The organism is Candidatus Marinimicrobia bacterium CG08_land_8_20_14_0_20_45_22, from assembly GCA_002774355.1.
In the GTDB taxonomy this organism is placed as follows: Bacteria; Fidelibacterota; UBA2242; order UBA2242; family UBA2242; genus 0-14-0-20-45-22.
Window position 1 is genome coordinate 20,557 of record PEYN01000049.1, and the last position, 18,899, is coordinate 39,455.

The following is an 18,899-nucleotide window of genomic DNA, read 5'->3' on the forward strand; positions in this document are numbered from 1 at the left end:
GTTCAGGCTCTAATTTTACTTTCATACTCTGGAAAGTACTTTTTGATGATTCTTAAATTAAATGCAGTCAGTATGGATTCTTTGGATTCTCTTGCCAGCAAAAACTCAAAAGACCTTTTGATCAATTCCTCTTTAGTTATCTTTCCAGCCCTTAAATTCTGATAGTACTCATCGTCTAAAGTTACTACGTGTTTCGTTTTGGAACCCCTTTCTGTTACAACTACTGCAAACTCTTGTTCACTCTTCCGGCTGACTTCAATCATTTGATAGTTCCTTCAACCAATCAGTTAAGGCTGTTTTGATATCTCCCTTCTTGAAAAAAAGTCGCATGCCTCTTTCTTGTAATCTTGCTATTCCTTTTTTCCCAATATGCGCCGAAATAATGACCGCACAGTCATCAATAAGGTCATACACATCCAGGGTTTTTAAATGTTGCAGGGTATTTTCATAAGGATTTGTCCGTCTTTCGACAAGCCTAAAGTCCATTCCATCTTCGATTTCATAAATAAACATCTCTTTTGCCATGCCCAGCATCTTAGGAAAAATATTGATTCCATCGTTCGTCGGAACAGCGATCTTAATGGATTTCACGCAGACTTTTCCGCTTTTAACAATCGAACATAATTTTTAACGAAGAAAAACTCCTCAAAACCAGAAAAACCATAATCCGACAGGGTAGGCTTCCAATCTCTTTCAATAAAATCAAAGGCATATGGACATTCGATTTTCTTAAAAATGTAACGATATACCGACGGCATCTCATCCAGGCTAAATTCCGCATAATCCAGCATAAAAAAACTACCGCCAGGTTTCAAATGATTTCCAACATTTTGGAGAACCGTTTGGCGGACTTCATGCGGAAAGCCATGGATGACGAAACTGATGAATATCTTATCAAATCGCTCTGTCAGGGAGAACGGCTGGTCAATTCTTTGCCGGATAAAAGTAACATTCGGATGTTTTGCGCATTTTTTATGAAACTGCTCCTCCATAATCGGCGAAATATCCAAACCGGTTATGGCGCCATCATCTCCCAAATACTTTGTCATAATACAGGCATTGTGCCCGGTGCCACAGCCCAAATCGAGGATCTTATCGCCGGGCTGAATATCCATTACCCTTATTGCCCGGTGAATGAAGGGGCTATAAAGACCCAGCGAGGCGGTATTCATTACTTTGTCATAATTCTTCGCTGTGAAGGAACTTAGCTCAACCCCTGAGTCGGGATACATTTTCACTCGTTTTGTTTTCATACTTTGCAATTAACTCCTCTAATAAAATAAATTGACATAATCATAATCGTGATAAATAACCCAAAAAAAAGATTAAATCCAAATTCACTGATAATCCATCCGCCCAAAAATGGAAAAATAACCGGGAAAATGCTACCCGCTCCCGAAAGACCTGTATATAAGGCTCTGTTTTGCTCCGTGGTAACTTCCAGTAAAATCCCATTGATTGAAATCGTATGAATCGTATAAACAATGCCGCCCAACAGGAAAACATAGGGGAAGAGCGTCGGACCGGGCAGTAATAAAATAAACAGCGGAATCAAGATTGCGATAATGGTCGTAACATACAACATGACTTGGTATCTTACCTTACCAGAAAAATAGAAAAGTACACTTCCGGATAGAATACCGCCAATAACCTTCAAAACCAGAAAGTTGCCGATATCCTGGCTGTCTGCGGAGAATAATTTCTTGGCATACAGAACCAGAAAAGGCATCAGTACGATACTAATTCCCTGAGTATTGGTTAAAAACAGATAACTTCTCCACTTTTTATTAATACGAATTTCCTGCAAAATGGTATCGATAAAGTTTTTAAAACCGGAAATTTTAAAATTGGAAGCGGGAATTTCCCTTATTCTCCATAGTCCCAGAGAGGCAATTCCTAGAAGTATGGCGGCTACAAAAAATAAGGCGGCGTAATTCATTGGATAATGATACGCAACGAGAACTCTCCTCACAAGGAATGCCGACAAGAAAACAACAATACTGGATATTACCTGCTTGATAGAAAAGAACACCTTCCGTTTTTCCTGAAATACCGATTTCCCCAAAATGTCAACATAACTGATGTTGGCAAAGGCGCCACCGAATGAAAACAAAGCAATTAAAATAAAAATAGACCAGATTATCAACGCGTCAGCAATATGGGTTGAAAACCAAAATAACAGTGCCATTGCGCCGAGAGAGAAGATACGGGCGTTAATACCATCCAGCAGGTACTTTTTTTTTGAAGAACGGTTGCTTAGGAACGGAGCGAAAAACAGTTGCGCAAATTTTCCACCCCCTAACATGATCGCCGTCAGGATTCCCAACTGAAACGAGCTACTACCGGCATCCACCATCATCGCCGGAATAATTGTCTCCACATCCATAAAGTTTACAGCTAATGCCAGAAAAACGGCATGCCATAAAAAGGCATAATAGTTTTGTTTTGATGTTTGTTGGTTTAATTCCATTGTGTAAATCTACTTCGTACGGATGGTTACATGCCGTTTAGTTATACATCCTCTGAATATTATAATCAAAACACCTCCTAACATCATGCAAAAACAGAGAATTTGCCCCATAGTAAAAGGTCCTAATACAAATCCAAGCTGAGAATCGGGTAGGCGCACAAATTCGATAAAAAAACGCACCAGCCCGTATCCGATGAGATACATAGAGAAGAAAAAACCATCAAAGACTTTCAGTTTTCTCAATTCCCACAAAAGCATAAAGAGAATTAATCCTTCAAAAACGGCCTCATAAAGTTGAGAAGGATGGCGCAATTGACCGCTTGCGTCCAAAGGGAAATACATTCCCCATGGCACTGTAGTCACTCGACCATAAAGCTCGCCATTCATAAAGTTGCCAAGTCGCCCAAACGTGTATCCTAAAGGAACCGCTGGAGATAAAAGGTCTGCAAAATGCCACAGATTGATATTGTTTTTTCGAAAAAAAATGACAGAGGCAAAAATAACCCCAATTACACCGCCATGATAAGACATTCCTGAAATTCCTATGAAGCGAAAACCATCTGAAAAATCGAACGGGCTTATTATCTCTAAGGGATTAGCAATGTAATATTTAAAGTTGTAGAAAACGACATATCCCAGTCTTCCCCCAATAATCACTCCCAAAATTGCCCACATAAAATAATTTTGGACAGTCTCTTTTGAATAATTATACTTTTCATCATTTATTCTATACATAACTAACAAATAGGTAACTGCGAAGGCAACAACATACATCAGACCATAATAGCGTAACTGAAAAGAGCCAATTTCAAAAATATTAGGGTTTATATGTTTAGGAATATTATTCCACCAACTCAAAATTCACTCCTACTAAATAATTGGGAATTCTTTTTTCATTTTGGTACTAAATAGAGTAATTCTTCTCGCCAGCGAAAATCGTTACCTTTAACCAGTTTTCCGGAGCTACAAACGGACAGGCGTAACGATCGCTGTAGGCACACCATGGATTATAAGCCCGATTAAAGTCGAGAATCCAATTTCTCTGGGGAGTCTGATGTTCCTCCCTATCAATATCTAGATAACGCCCCGCCCCATAGGTCTCCTTTCCGCTGGTTTCGTCCCGAAAAGGAATAAACAGTCGTTCTTCCTTCGGAGAACTCTTATAAGCCTGCAATTTGCACGTAGTGTTGTCAATCGTAAACTCAAATTCTCCCCATATAAGATACTCTCGGTCATTTCCTTGCGTGTCCTCTATGGTTAATATATCTTTATGCGCATGTTCGAGGAGACGTAGTTCAAAACGATAGTCCGGATCAGGGAGATAATAATCCAGCCCACTAAATTTCCGACGATCCTCAGACGATAATGGCGATTGAGAATGCAGTTTGAAAAATTCATCCTTTTCTCTGCGCTCAAATCTGATAATCTCTTCCCATTTGGATATATCCATCATTGCACCTATTTTAAAATATTAACTGGCATTCCGCTAAAATATTTCCCTATAGCAAACAGTTTGGCCATTGATGATCCATTGCCTTTGTGAACTATTCTATTTCCAGCCTCTACCGCCACCTCTTCCGCCGCCTCTTCCATCATGAGTCCCTCTACCTAAGCCTCTGCCCATCCCTTTTCCGAAACCTCTTCCCGCGCCAGTTCCCATACCTCTGCCCATACCAGATCCCATGCCGAAACCAAAATTTGGCAAATTATTTTCCTGATTTGGCGGAATATTCTGACGTGAATCTGCCTTGGAATAAACAGCGTCCCGGGGACAGACCCGAGCGCATTCTCCACAATCTATGCACTTATTCCCGTCAATCACGGCTTTACCGGCAACCATCGATATCGCCTGAGTAGGGCAGACATTGACGCAGATTTTACATCCAATACATTTTTCCTCATCTATATAAAACATTCTCAAAACCGCCTTTCTTCACTTTTTACGTTACCTATGGATGTAGTTTTCACATTTACAATAATCCCAACCTTTTCAATTCTAATTTATTATTTTCCGCAATAACTTTTTTATTTTATAGTTCAATGATCTGACCAACACCACCGGTAATCGTTTTATCTGGGTACAATCTCTTGATTTCACCGATGGCTTGCGTACAGTGCGTCGGGCATATTATCCGAACATTTTTCAGAATATCAAATTCCCTGAATCCATGAAATCCTCCTATAACGGCATCGATAGCGCCATAGGCTTCTGCCGCTTGCATAATGGCCTTTAAACCCGGGTGGGAGCAACCAACAATCAGCACGATTCCCTTTTCGGTTCTGACAATTAATGACTGCTCAATACCAGCCAGTTCACCAGTGGAATAAAGTTGATTACCAATGGCACAAGATTCCGACACATGAATGACTTTTGCGGCATTTCGCACTCCTCGCAGTGAAGCGGGGATAAAAACAGTTACCCGGTTATTTTTTGCTAAAAACGCAGACAGTCCGCCCGTATGGTCAAAATGGTGATGAGAAATAAAGACTATATCGATGGATAACGGATCAATGTTCATTTTACGCATGTTTCCCAAGAGAATGTCGCCATCTCCACCGGCATCAAACAAGATTTTTTTGTCGCCAAATTCAACGACAGCCGCAAAGCCCCAATCACTCTGCAAATCCTCTCGAATTGTTGTATTGTCGTAAACGATTTTTACCACCATTTATTCACCTATTCGATAATGTTGTTTACGGTATATGTATCAATGTCGCTATCTGGCCTACGACAATCAGATCGATACAAATACAATCCCGCATATCTATGAAATTTTACCAACAATTTATTTGACAACCCCAGTTCGGACACGTAAATCTCTATCTCTGTTTTTCAGACCATGTATTTTATTCCAACCGTTCAGTGATGATGAACTTATAGAATTGGGGCAGATAGTTTGCTTGTCAACCCTGTCCGCCCCCTTAACTACTTGGACTCAGACTCCAACTCATCGATTCTTTTATTAATCTCTTTAAGTTCCTTATCGTAACCCGCCGCCAGGGTTTTCAGTGCTTCCAATTCCTGTTCTTTAGAAGACGCCCCCCAATATAACGGCGAACCGTAATAAGCCGGAACAGCATTATACCCGAAACCTCTGCCAAATCCACCACCGAATCCTCGTCCAAAACCGCCGCGAAATCCGCGACCAAATCCTCCGCCAAATCCGTACCGCGCACCGATATAGGGATCGGTATATCCCGGACGTCCAAAACCGGCACAAAATCCGGCAGATCTACCCGTCATCGGCCCCATTCCATTTGGACCTGTTCCATCACCTCTTGGCATTTTATACCTCCTTGTTATTATTGTTTTTCTAACTTCTCGTCATAATTGCACCGCACTTAGGACACTTTCGCTGAGTGCAGGGCAGTCCTCTTTGATGTGCTTCAACATAACCACATTTCGGGCAAACACAGTTTCCACTTGGACCACCGGCAACCGCGCCACCCATCCGTCCACGACCTCCAGTTTGTCCCTGGCCTCTTCCAAGACCAGTACCCGCTCCCATTCCGGAAGGACCTGTTCCATCACCTCTTGGCATTTCATATCTCCTTTCGATTAAGTTAAATGACCGCGACCTCTCCGAAAACCACCACACTCACCGTGACCGCGCCTAGTAAACCATTCATTTAAATGGACAATATTAGAAGAACCACAGTTACGGCAAGTTTTCGTTAGTTCTTCGAGAGAATCAAAACGCTGAAATTCGCCACAATCCATACAGCGCACCATTTGTGTCGAAAATGAATAATTGCCGCCCTCTATTACCAATTCTTTGACTCCGACGATTGCTTCCGCAACTTTTTTCCGGGCTTTTTCGATCGTACGAGTGAAGGTAGGACGAGAGACTCCCATAGCCTTAGCCGCTTCCTTATGATCCAACCCATCATTATCCGCCAAACGAATGGCTTCATATTCTCCCAAGGTTAGATATACCCGTTCCAAAAATCTGGCAGGCACTCCCACTGGTTTTAATCCTTGTACTTTCGGGGGTTCCTGAACTCTCTGCTCCTTTGTGGGTCTCGGCATTTATTTTTTTCCTAACATACTTCAATAGCAAATATAATGAACACATGTTCATAATACAAGCATTTTATCTAAGTCATAATGAGGCATATTTTAAACCATTTTACTTAAAATATCCTTCCCAAAACATCCTTCTAAAGATTGTTGAACAATCTTAGCAATTTCAGGCTAACCAATGAAAATGGAATGGGAAAATCCATCCAATGAATCTTCCTGGCCAATTGGATAAGTGCTTTAATCCTCTCAAATGAAACCTGAGACCCGTATAAAATAAAAACCGACTACGATCCAAAGCCACCGTAGATAGTAATTAAACAAGGCTATTTCCTGACAAACTATATTTCAGTCACTTTTGGGAACCATCGGCCGGTGTTACGCTGATAGTCAATATAAACTTGACCATATTTTGCAATTAAAATCCGTTCTTCATAAATGGCAATCCGATTATAAAAAAGGAAAATCAGTAACCAGATTGCCAGAGAGACCAACGAAAGACTCGACGCCACGAGACCGAGATAGACCAGTAGGCTTGATAGATAAACCGGGTGGCGAACATAGCGAAAAGCACCCGTCGAGACCACACCAGCCGGACGCCGATCTGCATCCACCACAAAATGACTATAATTAATGATTACTCCGCTCAATATCCAGAGCGGAATTGCAATCGTCAATCGGATTACATTAGGAATTGTTTCCGATAGAAAAGTCGTCCAATTCAGCCAGAAAGAATCGGCCAACCAGACCGTTACAAAAATCGCCAAGGCAATTAACTGTCCGGTATCGCCCCAAGGATGTTCTCCTTTTTTTTCTTTGATCTGTTCAGATGACATGATGTATTTACTCCCTGCGTGAAATCTATTCTTTGGACGGTTCGGATTCAGTTTGCGCGTTCTCATCAGTATTGTGTGGTAGATGGGTCTTTTTTTGGGATTTTATAACAAATCAGCATCCTTTTGCATCCGATGTCGTTATTAACTGTTCCTTCGTCTTTATTTTTTCATCGTGTTTTCGATTCTTGAGGGTTATTCCACTTTCTTCCACCTATAACTTCCAATAAATATTGTGCCTATTGCAAAACCGGATGATCGCCCAAAGGCACATAGTCCAGATCAATCCCCAAAGAAGTCCATTATAACCTGTTTTATCCAGCAGAAAATGTTGCCAAACCGGACAGTTAAAAATTCCCGACCATTGCGTTAACGTCTGGTTCGGATAACCAGAAAAAAACGCTTCAACTCCCAGAGCGCGGAATGTCAGCCGCATGACAATTTGCATGAAATACGCCAGCAACGCATTAACGCCGAGAACGCAAAACGGCGTTGTCCATTTTTTATATCCTTTGAGATCGACTAGATAATAAATACCAACGAATACCAAACTCGCCAGTCCTGCCGTAAACATAGCATAAGAGGCAGAAACATCTGCTTTATTAAAACAAAGTTTCCATGTTTCGGTCGAGTAACCGATCCAATGAATTGCATAACCGCCGAACATAAAGACTCCCGCCAGCGTTAATCCCTGACGAACAATCTTCCGACTCTCTTTTATGGCAACTGCTTCACCCAGCAAAACGCCAACCATCGTGATGCAGGCATAAGAAATGGAAACCCATGGGAGACAATGAACTCTCAGCGGGCGCGTCAGCGAACCATCCAATTGTCCAATTTTAAAGAAAGGCTGACTCGTATCACCAAAATTCAGCCACCAACCAACAAATTGAGACATAACAATATGGAAAGCGAGCAGACTAAAAATCAGTCCCCATCTTCCCCGACGCGACAACTGCATCGAAAATGATGCGATGAGATAAGAGAGCGCAATCGCCTGAAGAATTCCCCACCACCACGAAATTCCGAAGATGAGACTGATGTACAAAACGCCTGCAAAATAAAGTTTGAACGTTCGGGTAAAGACGCGCCGCCGCCATTCTTTCCCTCTCGTCAATCGGCTAAGCGGAATACAAAGCCCCACGATAAACACGAAAAACGGAGCGACCAGATCAGTTAAAGTTAGACCAATATTCCTCAGATTTGCTTCAGGCAACGAAGCAATTTGTTTATCGGTCAGACCTTCCGCTTTTTTTTCTTCAACAATTTGTTCCCACGCGGCTTCGGAATGATGCCATGTCGAGACCGGCAAACTTCCAAACCACGACATTTGTTGCGGCAAATTTCGGTACCCCGCCACCTGAATGACAAAAACCATGAGAAAAATTGTCAGTCCGCGAAATGTATCAATCGCGTCGATTCTCATCGAAGCAGAACGGCTATTATTCACCAAAAAGCCTCCAAAACATAAAAGAAATAAACCTATTCAATCTATTACCAAGATTAACTGCCCGAGTACACGGAGAAATCAGAGAGAATATTAGATACAATTTTATCCGTCCGAGGTGAACAAGTTTTCAACTTTACCCCAACCTTACCCACGAATTTATCCCCAACTTCCCCTCTCAAATACACAATCCTAATCAACTTGTTCCACAAGCCCATTTTTCAAAGCATAACTCATCAGTTCAGCATTATTTCGTAATCCCGTCTTCTCCAAAATCCGAGACCGATTCGTACTGATCGTTTTGACGCTTAAATTTAGTTCTGATGCGATTTCTGAAACCATTTTGCCGGCCGCTAGCATTTTCATCACCTGAAACTCACGGTCAGAAAGTCTTTCGTGAAGTGGCTTATCTGAATGTGTATTGACTTCAGACGCTAATTTGATCGCTAAAGATGGATTGATATATTTGCCTTTATGAAAAATTTGCCGAACAGCAGACAAGAGTTCGACTGATGCGCTGTCTTTAGTTAAATATCCGTCTGCGCCCGATTTCATAACGCGAATTGCATATTGATCTTCAGAATACATGGTTAATACTAAAATCTTTGATGGGATTCCCTGGCTTTTAACTTGTTTAATGATCTCGATGCCACTTTTTCCGGGCAATGAAATGTCCAAGAGAACTACATCCGGTCGATATTTTTCGATCTTGGCAAGTCCTTCGTCGCCGGTTCTGGCTTCGTCGATTATTTCGATGTCGGATTCATCACTAAAAATCTGCTTCAATCCTTCTCGAACGACTGTATGATCATCAACGATCAAAACGCGAATCATGTAATGTCCTTATGATCAAGCGGAATGGTAACTTGAACAATCGTTCCGCCGTTTTCCGAGCCTTGAATATCGACACGTCCTCCAAATGGATGAACACGCTCGCGTACACCGATAAGCCCAAGTGATTGTGGATCGAATATTTTTTCTTCAGGAATGCCGACGCCGTTGTCCCGAATATTCAAATTCAAAATATGGTCTTTGATTTCGAGCCCGGCTTCGACGCGCGTAGCGAATGAATGTCTCGCGACGTTCGTTAGTGTTTCTTGAAATATCCGGAAAATGGCAATTGCACGATTTTGGTCGAGTGCTATTTCCTCCTGACATAATTTTAGATTACACGAAATTCCAGTTCGGTTTTGAAATTCACCGCAATACCATTCGACCGCCGCCGTTAAGCCTAAATCGTCAATTAACCCAGGTCTAAGTTCTGTAGAAATTCTCCGCACCGTTTGAATCGTGGAATCAATGAGTTGTGACATAGATTCGATCTTGTCGATAACCGTTTTTTGATCTGGCGTAACCTTTTTCATCAGCCAGTTCAGATCCATTTTCAAGGCCGTCATCGATTGCCCAAGTTCATCGTGAATTTCACGGGCTATATTGGCGCGTTCTTCTTCACGGATTGATTGTAAGTGCGCCGAAAGATTCCTTAACTGATCGCGCGAGTTTTTCATCTCCCTTTCAACCAGTTTCCGGTCGGTGATATCGATGACAATCCCCCGAAGACCGGAAGTCAAGCCATTCTGCCGGATCGGATGAGAAAAGATTAACGCTTGAAAAACGCTCCCGTCTTTGCGCAGAGCGGTGTATTCGTATCCTTCAACCTTTTTGCTTTTTAAAATGTGATAAACATTTTCAGTGACCCGTTTTCTATCTTCCGGGACGAAGAGTTGAGCAAAATTGACACCTTTTACAATATCTTCCTCCGAATACCCAAATGTCTCATAACCATATTGATTGGTAAAACGGCACTTTCCATCAATATCGAGTTCAAAAACTGTTTGCGGTAGATGATCGACCAATTCGCGAAAATCGTTTTCGCACCTGCTATTTTCGTTTCTCGAAGGCATATTCAATCGGGCAAATCAAACGCGTCTTCCAGTGCGGTTTTTGCCACATCCATCTCCTTTTCATCGATAACCAAACTCACGGATGAAATACTCGTCGAAATGCCGAGAATGTTTATTTCTGCCCGACCCAGCGTCGAACACGTCTGTCCGGCAATCAGCGGCTTCTCGCGAAAATGCGGTCCATAAATGCAGATGATGCCGACATCTTCCAACCAGCGATCGCCTTTTGCATGGACGACATCGCGAAGTCCTTCGATAATCGACTGCACTTTTTTCTTGAATCCCGACTGAAAACAAAAAGTAATGTCGGCAGTCCCTTCACAATTCCAACTTTCAGTAATGAACTCGATGTTGACTTGATTTTGTCCAAGAAAGCTAAGCACTTTCCCGGCAATTCCAGGTTGATTAGGCGCCGATAAAATCGAAACCATAACCAGATCATGATTTTCGATGATCCCACCAATCTTGATCTTTTCGCTTTTATCAGGTTCTTGTATTAATTCCATCGGTGTCATTTTACTACCGAAAATCAGCGAAGTTTATTTTGTCAGACATTTTTTAATAATTTCAACCAATCGGTTCGGCATGACCGGTTTTTCGATGAACTCATCGACAGGCAATGTGTCGGAATCCTTTTCAAACTGGATACCCATTTGTTGAGACACAGCCGTTAGCATCACAATTGGAATACCGGCGATTTCCGGATTTGCGCGAATGTCGTGTGCGACTTCAAATCCTTCGTCCCACGTCGCCATCATCACGTCGAGAATGACCAAATCCGGACGAATTTTGAGGATTTCCCCCATTCCTCTCGTTCCATCTTGCGCGTCAAACACTTCGTAGCCATTCTTTTCCAGCGTCAATCTCAGAACTTCTACAAGGTCGATATCATCATCAATAATCAGTATCTTTTTTTTCATAGCCCATCATCTATGTTTACTTCAAATGCCGTAGGAAATTACTCTTAACATTTCGATTTCGCAATATTATCCTTTCCACAAAATCGAATTAGTTGATCGCCAAATTCATCAATGCCTTCTTTAGTTATAGATGAAATCTGTGAAATGGTAATTTTTGGATTGATTTTCAGGATATTAGATTTTAAAAATTCTAAATCAAAATCCAGGAACGGAAGCAAATCGATCTTGCTAATAAACGCATATTGGCAAACACGAAACATGAGCGGATATTTGAGCGGTTTGTCTTCTCCCTCGGTAACACTGAGTAAAACGACATTCAATGCCGCGCCCGTATCAAATTCCGCCGGACAAACCAGATTCCCGACATTTTCGATGAAAATGATGTCCATTTTCTCTAAGTCGAGCGGCTCTAAAGCGGGTAAAATTACCTCCGCACACAAATGACAATCGCCGCCAAACAGCTCGGTATTGATTTGTGATATGGGAACGTTCAACGGTTGTAGCCGCTTCGCATCGCAAGTTGTTGTAATATCTCCCTCGACCACGCCAACGCGAATGCCTTTTTTCTGAAGACTCGGGATTAGGTTCTCCAGAAGTGCGGTTTTCCCGGAACCTGGCGAACTCATAATATTAACCAGTAATGTATTGGAACGAATCATCTTCTGTCGTATTTCATCTGCAGTCTTCGCATTCGCTTCCAGCACTTTTCGAACAATAAACAGTTCCACGTTAACTCCTATTCCTCATTTATTTCGATGGATTCAATAAACATTTCAGAACCTGAAAGCATTTCGATTTCGGTTCCAGAGCAATTTTGGCAAACAAATTCAGGTTCATCGATCGTTGATTCGGCGCCACACGACAGGCATCTGATTTTAATCGGCAATATTCGAATTACCAACTCCGCGTTTGCGAGATCCGAATGCTCTTTTTTGATCGTGTTAAAACCGAATGTTAGCGACTCAGGTATGATTGCGTTCAGTTTGCCCGCCACAAAAACAATTCTACTGATTTTTTGAACAATCTGCCGTTTTTCGATCTCATCTTCCACAAGCGTGATGATATTTTCTGCAATTGTCAGTTCGTGCAAAATCTCATCTCCGTCTTTAATTCTATCGTTTTCATCAACATATTCTGGGCAACTGTTCCGTTGTCAGCATGTCGAGAATCCTATAACTGCCGATACCGGTTTTAAGTAAAACTTTTCCTTTCGGCTCATCGATTACTTCTCCAATGACAGTGGCGGAATTGTCCTCTGAGAATGATTTCATGATTGATAATGCATTTCCAGCAGATTTTCCCCCGACTATTGCAACGACTTTTCCTTCGTTTGCCAAATATAGCGGATCGAATCCCAGCGGTTCACACAATCCGCGCACCGATTCGCGGACAGGAACCAGATTTTCGTCAATGCGAATCCCGAATGGCTGTTTCCAGACAAATTCGTTCAAAGTAGTCGCCAGTCCGCCTCGCGTTGGATCCCGCATGATTCGTAAATCTGTAATCTCATCGACCATTTTTTGAGTCAACCGACTGATTAAAGCGCAATCGCTGATGATCTCGGCGGAGATATTAAATTCCTCACGTGCTTTAATGATGGCGGCTTCGTGATCGCCCATCCAGCCGCTGACGATTATCACATCGCCAACTTGAACCGATTTCAAACTCAGCCGGGCTTTAGAATGTTGAACGCCGATTCCTGCGGTATTGATGAAAATTCCGTCAGCGGCACCATGTTCAACAACTTTCGTATCGCCTGTGACAATCTGAACGCCAGCAAGGTCAGCCGTATTTTTCATCGAAATGACGATTTTTTCTAATGTATCAAGTTCAAATCCTTCTTCGAGGATCATCGCGCAAGATAAATAGAGCGGCGTCGCTCCGCAAACCGCCAGATCGTTGACCGTTCCTGTCACCGATAATTTTCCGATATCTCCGCCGGGGAAAAAGAGTGGCTTAACGGCATGCGAATCCGTCGTAAACACAATTTTTCCGCCCGGATTTTCAAGGATCGCCGAATCGAGAAGTTCATCCAGAAGATGATTTGAAAAATGCTTTACAAACAGCGAATGAATCAATTCATGAGTCAATTTCCCACCGCTTCCATGTGCCTTAACGATTTTTCCGGTTACTTCACTCATTATAAATTTTTATTAACCTTATTGTATTTAAACCATGCCGCGCAGGCGCCTTCCGAACTCACCATGCAAGCGCCGATCGGATTCTCCGGCGTACAGTTTTTCCCGAAAAGCAAGCAATCAGACGGCGTTTTGACACCTCTCATAATCTCGCCACACAAGCAGGCGGGATTTTCTGTGATTTCTGTCCGCGGAATATCAAATATTTTAGCCGCATCGAATCCAGAATATTTTGACCTGATCCGCAAGCCACTGTTGACTATCGACCCAAGTCCACGCCAAACCGAATCACTCGGCTCAAAAACGCGATTGATTACTTCGAGCGCACGGAGATTTCCTTCGGGACGGACAGCACGTTTATATTGAATCTCGACACGACTGTTACCATCGATAATTTGCCGAACGATCCGGTAAATCGACTCGAGAATATCGTTTGGTTCGAAGCCGGATACGACACAAGGAACGTGGTAATCGCGGGATAAAAAGCCAAAAATCTCACCGCCGGTAATTGCGGAAACGTGCCCCGGACAAATGAATCCGTCAATCATCGTTTCCCCAGAATCCAGAAGCGCTTTCATTGCATAAGGCATTGTTTTATGTCCACATAGAACGTAGAAATTCCTGATTTTCCGTCTTTCCGCCAATAGAATGACTGAGGCAACCAATGGCGCGGTTGTTTCAAATCCGATTCCCAAAAAGACGACCCTTTTCGATGGATTGGATTCTGCCATTTCAAGCGCCTCAGACGGCGAGTAACAGATCCTCACATCTGCGCTGGAAGATTTTTCCTGCTGGAGACTGGATTCGCTTCCCGGAACGCGCATCATATCACCAAAAGTCGCCACGATCGTTCCTTTTTGCCGGGAAATAAAAATAGCCGCGTCGATAAAATCATTCGGCGTGACGCAAACCGGACAGCCAGGACCGCTGATCAGTCTTAGATTTTCCGGTAACAAAGCGGTAATTCCATACCGAAAAATAGCAACAGTGTGACCGCCGCAAACTTCCATGATCGAAATTTGTTTTTTCGGCATCATTCTCCAAATTTCCGACGAGATTTTCGCAGCGATTTCGGGATCACGGAATTCGTCAATGAATTTCATCTTCTCCCTTCCCGTTTGGCGACAGTTTCGCTTATTTCGTTCCAGATTCCAAGCGTTTCAAGCGCCGCCGCCACATCCAACTTCTCAATGGCAAATCCTGCGTGAACAATAATATAATCGCCGATTTTTATGCCAGAGAGCAGATCGAGATTCGCACGATAAATGACTCCGCCGACATCCGCTTCTGCGACATTGTCCTGAATTTTGATAACTTTCATCGGAATAGCCAAACACATAATTCGTCAGTTCTCCATCGATTGTTCTTTCTTTGCTACAGCGCTTGCGATAAGCAATTGTCCAACGGAAATTCCGCCATCGTTCGGCGGAACGCGCCGATGCGTCCAAACATGAAATCCGTTTGCTTTTAATAGTTCATTAAGCATTGTCAGCAGATGAATATTCATAAAAACGCCACCACTCAACACAACATCGTTGACGCCAACCCATTGTCTTATTTTATCTGTCACATCAGAAAGTACATTCGCAAGTCCGCAGTGAAATTTCGCAGAAATCAGTCCTGCGTCTATCCCATTTAAAACATCCTCGACAACTTCTGCAATGACTTCTTTCCATTCAAGTATAAACATGTCGTTTTGACTTTCAATTGTAAATGGGTACGCGTCAACCGTCACACCAGCAATTGACTGTTCAAATTCAATAGCCGCCTGCCCTTCATAGTGAATATGATTTCGGATTCCGGCAATCGCCGCCACGCCGTCGAATAGTCGTCCGCAACTTGAAGTGATTGGCATATTTATCTGATTCTCAATCGCTTTCAGGATTATTTCCAAATCGTCCGGTTTAACAGTTTTCAAAAACGGCAAATCATATTTGACAAATTCTTTCCCAAAAACCTGATGCAGATAACCAACTGCCATTTGCCATGGATTTCGGATCGCAGAGTTTCCGCCGGGCATTCCTACATTTTTAAAATGTGCCAACCGCCAAAATCCATCAAATTCTGCCAATAAAATCTCGCCGCCCCAAATCGTTCCGTCGCTTCCATATCCTGTGCCGTCCAAAACGATTGCCAACGCCCGGGAAATTCCGTTCTCTACCATACATGAAACCGCATGCGCATGATGATGCTGAACACCGATTTTGCGAATTTTCCTTCCGGACTGAGTTTCAGATAAATATTCCGCCGCGAATCGCGTGCTCAGATAATCTGGATGAAGGTCGAATGCCACAATTTCCGGATCGATGTCAAAGACTTTCCGATAATGTCGAATGCCGGAATCGAAAGATTGCAAAACTTCAATATTTTCCATATCTCCGATATGCTGGCTGAGATAGACTTGATTGTTTTTCGCCAACGCGAATGTGTTTTTTTGTTCGGCGCCGCAAGCCAAGATTGGTTGATCGAATTCCCAATCCAAAGATATTTGTTCGGGAGAATATCCTCTGGCTTTTCGGATCGGATATTCGTGTCCTTCCCAAATTCGTATGACGGAATCGTCGCACCGAGTTTGAATTCGCCGGTCGTGTATCAAAAAATAATCCGCTATAGCGGTTAATCTGGCAATTGCATCATCATTTTTGAAAACGATTGGTTCGTCGCTTATATTTCCACTGGTCATCACCAACGGTTTTGGGTAAAAATGAAAAATCAGATGATGAAGCGGCGAATATGGCAACATCGCGCCGATAAATTGATTCTTGGGCGCTACCGAAGGTGAAATTTCCCTGTTTGTCTTTTTCCTAAGTAAAACAATTGGATGCGTAACCTGTTGAAGGAGAGCGCGTTCGGCGTCAGTAACTTCACAATATTCTTCTATCATCGCCAGATTTGGAAACATCACCGCAAACGGTTTATCCTCGCGGAATTTTCTGGCTCTAAGCGTGGCAACCGCGGATTCATTCTCCGCATTACAGGAAAGATGAAAACCGCCGATTCCTTTGACGGCAACAATTTTTCCATCGGAATAAATCTTAGAAAGAACATTAAAAATCTCTTCATTTTGAAAAGAATCGCCACCGATCAGGTTAACTTTCCCATCCTTGCTGAGAAGATGAACACGCGGGCCGCAATTCGGGCAGGCGTTCGGCTGGGCGTGAAATCGGCGATCCTGTGGATCATCATATTCACGTTGACAATCCGGACACATCGCAAAATCCTGCATGGTCGTTAATCCTCGGTCATACGGAACGTCCAGAGTTATCGTGAAACGGGGACCGCAATTCGTGCAATTAATAAAAGGATATAGATATCTTCGATTTGTGGGATCGAATAATTCTTTCAGGCAATCATTACAAATGTCCAGATCCGGCGAAATCCGGGCGGTTTTTTCTGTCTCAGGTTGACTGTTAAAAATATTGAATTCCTGATATGTTTCGCGTTCTGAAATGGCTACGACTGATAACTCGTCTATTTGACTATGTTTCGGTGCTTCATTTCGAACATTTTTAAGGAATTTCTCCAGATCGTTTTTTTTACCTTGAATCAGAACCGTGACGCCGCCACTTGTATTGACTACGTAGCCGGTTAATCCACACTCATTTGCCAAGCGAAAAATAAACGGTCTGAATCCGACGCCCTGAACCACACCTGAAATGTTGAGTCTGTAAGTTGACAAATCTCTCCTGTTATTGATCAAAAAGAGTCCTTTTTAAAAACTATCTGCAATATATCATTGAAAAATTAATAATCGGAGAAAAATTTCCGCTACGATATTTTCGCTATACAATCAGGTTGATTGTTCTGTACAGAATTGACCCGATTGGCAACAGGATAAAATTCAAGATCACCAGAAAATGGTTTCAGTAGATTCATCGCCGAGGCTGGAGAAAAATTTTGACAACCCAGCCATGCATTGAGTGCAGATTCGGTGAGAATCGCAGGCATCCGTTCGTGAATGAAACGCAGTTGCGAATTCGCTGATGTCGTGATGACAGTATAGGTAAGCTTTTGTTCGCCTGTTGGTGATTCCCATCGGTTCCAGAGTCCCGCCATCGGCAAAATCAGTCCGTCGGAATGATGAATAAAAAACGGCTGTTTATGTCCGACTTCCTGCCTCCATTCGTAGTAACCGTCGGAAATGACAACGCAACGATTGGAATCGACGAGATTTGAAAACGAAGGCTTCTCAAAAATTGTCTCGGCGCGGGCATTGATGAAAATTGGCAGGCTATTCGGATCCTTCGCCCATGAAGGAATCAATCCCCATTGCATCATTCTCACGACACGTGCGTTTTCACTTACCAAAATTGGGACAAAATTCGTCGGCGCGATGTTATAACTCGGCTGATATGGAACCGATTCGTCCCACATCTGGATCGAGAGTTCCTCGATGATTTCCATTTTCCCTTTAGTCAACGTCTTCCGACCGCACATAGGCTTTCCCAGTTAATGATGTTAGTTATTCATCTCATTCAAAATCTTTTTGAATATACACTTTCCGTTCAGGAAACCAAATTACTTTTCCCAATTAACATTCCTTCGCAAACATCACTTCTCTGACGGAACGTTTGTAAATCGGCGCCGATTCTTTGGGTGTCATTTTTTCCGCTGTCTGCTGAAGACTGGCAAGTTTTTCAACGGTCACGGTGTATGTGCCGTAAGCCTCTTCGACTTTCCCACGCAGGACGAACAGCGTTTCCCAATGCAATAAATCGCCGAATTGCTTATAAACCTCCGGAAACATCACACACTCGAAAATATCGGTTTCATCCTCAAACGTGACAAATTCCATCGGCTCTTCCCGCTGGGTGAAGGCGACTTTTCGCGTAATGTAAACACCGAGCAGGTTGATCGTCTGCTCGACATAGCGCGAGAGATCAATCGCTTTCTTGATTTTTCCATCAAAAACCGGCAGAAATCGTTTCAGTGGATGTTCGGAAATCGGAAAACCAAACGACTCGATTTCCAGCGACAGAATTTCGTACTCGCTCAATTCCTGACGATGGCTTGCAAACGTCAACGGTCTGCGTTTACCTTTTTGTAGATAAAAACCGGCGACTTTGAACGCGATTTCCTGATGCGTCAATCCAGGCTCCAGATCGGCAAAACAGCGGGAATTCGTCAGCGCCATCGCGTCGGAAAGGTCGATATCGATTCTCGACA

25 protein-coding genes are annotated in these 18,899 nt (G+C 42.9%); all 25 read right to left on the reverse strand.

Annotation, left to right across the window (positions count from 1 at the left end):
• Positions 1-2: 2 nt before the first annotated feature.
• The gene (locus tag COT43_03230) at positions 3-263 is read right to left on the reverse strand and encodes a hypothetical protein (GenBank protein PIS29692.1); all 261 of its coding nucleotides are present in this window, start codon (positions 261-263) and stop codon (positions 3-5) included.
• Entirely contained in the window at positions 256-591 is a 336-nt protein-coding gene (locus COT43_03235; GenBank protein PIS29693.1) for a hypothetical protein, read from the reverse strand. Before COT43_03235 ends, COT43_03230 begins: the two co-directional genes overlap by 8 nt.
• A complete protein-coding gene (locus COT43_03240) occupies positions 588-1,253 on the reverse strand; it encodes a hypothetical protein (GenBank protein PIS29694.1) in 666 nt (221 codons plus the stop codon). Before COT43_03240 ends, COT43_03235 begins: the two co-directional genes overlap by 4 nt.
• Complete coding sequence (locus COT43_03245) at positions 1,250-2,470, reverse strand: MFS transporter (protein ID PIS29695.1); 1,221 nt, start codon at positions 2,468-2,470, stop codon at positions 1,250-1,252. Before COT43_03245 ends, COT43_03240 begins: the two co-directional genes overlap by 4 nt.
• 9 nt (positions 2,471-2,479) lie before the next feature.
• Entirely contained in the window at positions 2,480-3,331 is an 852-nt protein-coding gene (locus COT43_03250) for a prolipoprotein diacylglyceryl transferase (GenBank protein PIS29696.1), read from the reverse strand.
• A 43-nt stretch (positions 3,332-3,374) separates the two neighbouring features.
• On the reverse strand, positions 3,375-3,920 hold the full coding sequence (locus COT43_03255; protein PIS29697.1) for a hypothetical protein: 546 nt from the start codon (positions 3,918-3,920) through the stop codon (positions 3,375-3,377).
• A 99-nt stretch (positions 3,921-4,019) separates the two neighbouring features.
• A complete protein-coding gene (locus COT43_03260) occupies positions 4,020-4,385 on the reverse strand; it encodes a (4Fe-4S)-binding protein (protein ID PIS29698.1) in 366 nt (121 codons plus the stop codon).
• A 115-nt stretch (positions 4,386-4,500) separates the two neighbouring features.
• Positions 4,501-5,139 (reverse strand): MBL fold metallo-hydrolase, encoded by a 639-nt coding sequence (locus COT43_03265; GenBank protein ID PIS29699.1) that lies wholly within the window; start codon positions 5,137-5,139, stop codon positions 4,501-4,503.
• 257 nt (positions 5,140-5,396) lie between these two features.
• Positions 5,397-5,756: a hypothetical protein gene (locus tag COT43_03270; protein ID PIS29700.1), complete on the reverse strand. Its 360-nt coding sequence runs from the start codon at positions 5,754-5,756 to the stop codon at positions 5,397-5,399.
• Positions 5,757-5,784: 28 nt separating this feature from the next.
• Complete coding sequence (locus COT43_03275; protein PIS29701.1) at positions 5,785-6,012, reverse strand: hypothetical protein; 228 nt, start codon at positions 6,010-6,012, stop codon at positions 5,785-5,787.
• Between the two features lie 17 nt (positions 6,013-6,029).
• Entirely contained in the window at positions 6,030-6,500 is a 471-nt protein-coding gene (locus COT43_03280) for a hypothetical protein (protein ID PIS29702.1), read from the reverse strand.
• Positions 6,501-6,832: 332 nt separating this feature from the next.
• Positions 6,833-7,393: a hypothetical protein gene (locus COT43_03285; GenBank protein PIS29703.1), complete on the reverse strand. Its 561-nt coding sequence runs from the start codon at positions 7,391-7,393 to the stop codon at positions 6,833-6,835.
• A 145-nt stretch (positions 7,394-7,538) separates the two neighbouring features.
• Positions 7,539-8,750 carry a hypothetical protein gene (locus COT43_03290; protein ID PIS29704.1) on the reverse strand — a complete coding sequence of 404 codons (1,212 nt, stop codon included), beginning with the start codon at positions 8,748-8,750 and terminating at the stop codon, positions 7,539-7,541.
• A 213-nt stretch (positions 8,751-8,963) separates the two neighbouring features.
• Entirely contained in the window at positions 8,964-9,605 is a 642-nt protein-coding gene (locus tag COT43_03295; GenBank protein PIS29705.1) for a DNA-binding response regulator, read from the reverse strand.
• Positions 9,602-10,675, reverse strand: coding sequence for a hypothetical protein (locus COT43_03300; protein PIS29706.1), 1,074 nt, complete (start codon positions 10,673-10,675; stop codon positions 9,602-9,604). The genes COT43_03295 and COT43_03300 overlap by 4 nt, the downstream gene beginning before the upstream one ends.
• A gap of 2 nt (positions 10,676-10,677) precedes the next feature.
• A complete protein-coding gene (locus COT43_03305) occupies positions 10,678-11,190 on the reverse strand; it encodes a hypothetical protein (protein ID PIS29707.1) in 513 nt (170 codons plus the stop codon).
• Between the two features lie 24 nt (positions 11,191-11,214).
• Positions 11,215-11,595 carry a response regulator gene (locus tag COT43_03310; protein PIS29708.1) on the reverse strand — a complete coding sequence of 127 codons (381 nt, stop codon included), beginning with the start codon at positions 11,593-11,595 and terminating at the stop codon, positions 11,215-11,217.
• Between the two features lie 44 nt (positions 11,596-11,639).
• Positions 11,640-12,323, reverse strand: coding sequence for a hydrogenase accessory protein HypB (gene hypB / locus COT43_03315; protein PIS29709.1), 684 nt, complete (start codon positions 12,321-12,323; stop codon positions 11,640-11,642).
• An 8-nt stretch (positions 12,324-12,331) separates the two neighbouring features.
• Positions 12,332-12,706, reverse strand: coding sequence for a hypothetical protein (locus COT43_03320; GenBank protein ID PIS29710.1), 375 nt, complete (start codon positions 12,704-12,706; stop codon positions 12,332-12,334).
• A 13-nt stretch (positions 12,707-12,719) separates the two neighbouring features.
• Complete coding sequence (hypE, locus tag COT43_03325) at positions 12,720-13,736, reverse strand: hydrogenase expression/formation protein HypE (protein ID PIS29711.1); 1,017 nt, start codon at positions 13,734-13,736, stop codon at positions 12,720-12,722.
• Positions 13,736-14,836 carry a hydrogenase formation protein HypD gene (locus tag COT43_03330; GenBank protein PIS29712.1) on the reverse strand — a complete coding sequence of 367 codons (1,101 nt, stop codon included), beginning with the start codon at positions 14,834-14,836 and terminating at the stop codon, positions 13,736-13,738. Before COT43_03330 ends, hypE begins: the two co-directional genes overlap by 1 nt.
• Positions 14,833-15,072 (reverse strand): HypC/HybG/HupF family hydrogenase formation chaperone, encoded by a 240-nt coding sequence (gene hypC, locus COT43_03335; protein PIS29713.1) that lies wholly within the window; start codon positions 15,070-15,072, stop codon positions 14,833-14,835. Before hypC ends, COT43_03330 begins: the two co-directional genes overlap by 4 nt.
• A gap of 6 nt (positions 15,073-15,078) precedes the next feature.
• The gene (gene hypF / locus COT43_03340) at positions 15,079-17,433 is read right to left on the reverse strand and encodes a carbamoyltransferase HypF (GenBank protein PIS29714.1); all 2,355 of its coding nucleotides are present in this window, start codon (positions 17,431-17,433) and stop codon (positions 15,079-15,081) included.
• A 68-nt stretch (positions 17,434-17,501) separates the two neighbouring features.
• The gene (locus tag COT43_03345) at positions 17,502-18,182 is read right to left on the reverse strand and encodes a hypothetical protein (GenBank protein ID PIS29715.1); all 681 of its coding nucleotides are present in this window, start codon (positions 18,180-18,182) and stop codon (positions 17,502-17,504) included.
• Positions 18,183-18,264: 82 nt separating this feature from the next.
• On the reverse strand, positions 18,265-18,899 hold a 635-nt coding region (locus COT43_03350), incomplete at its 5' end, for a hypothetical protein (GenBank protein ID PIS29716.1).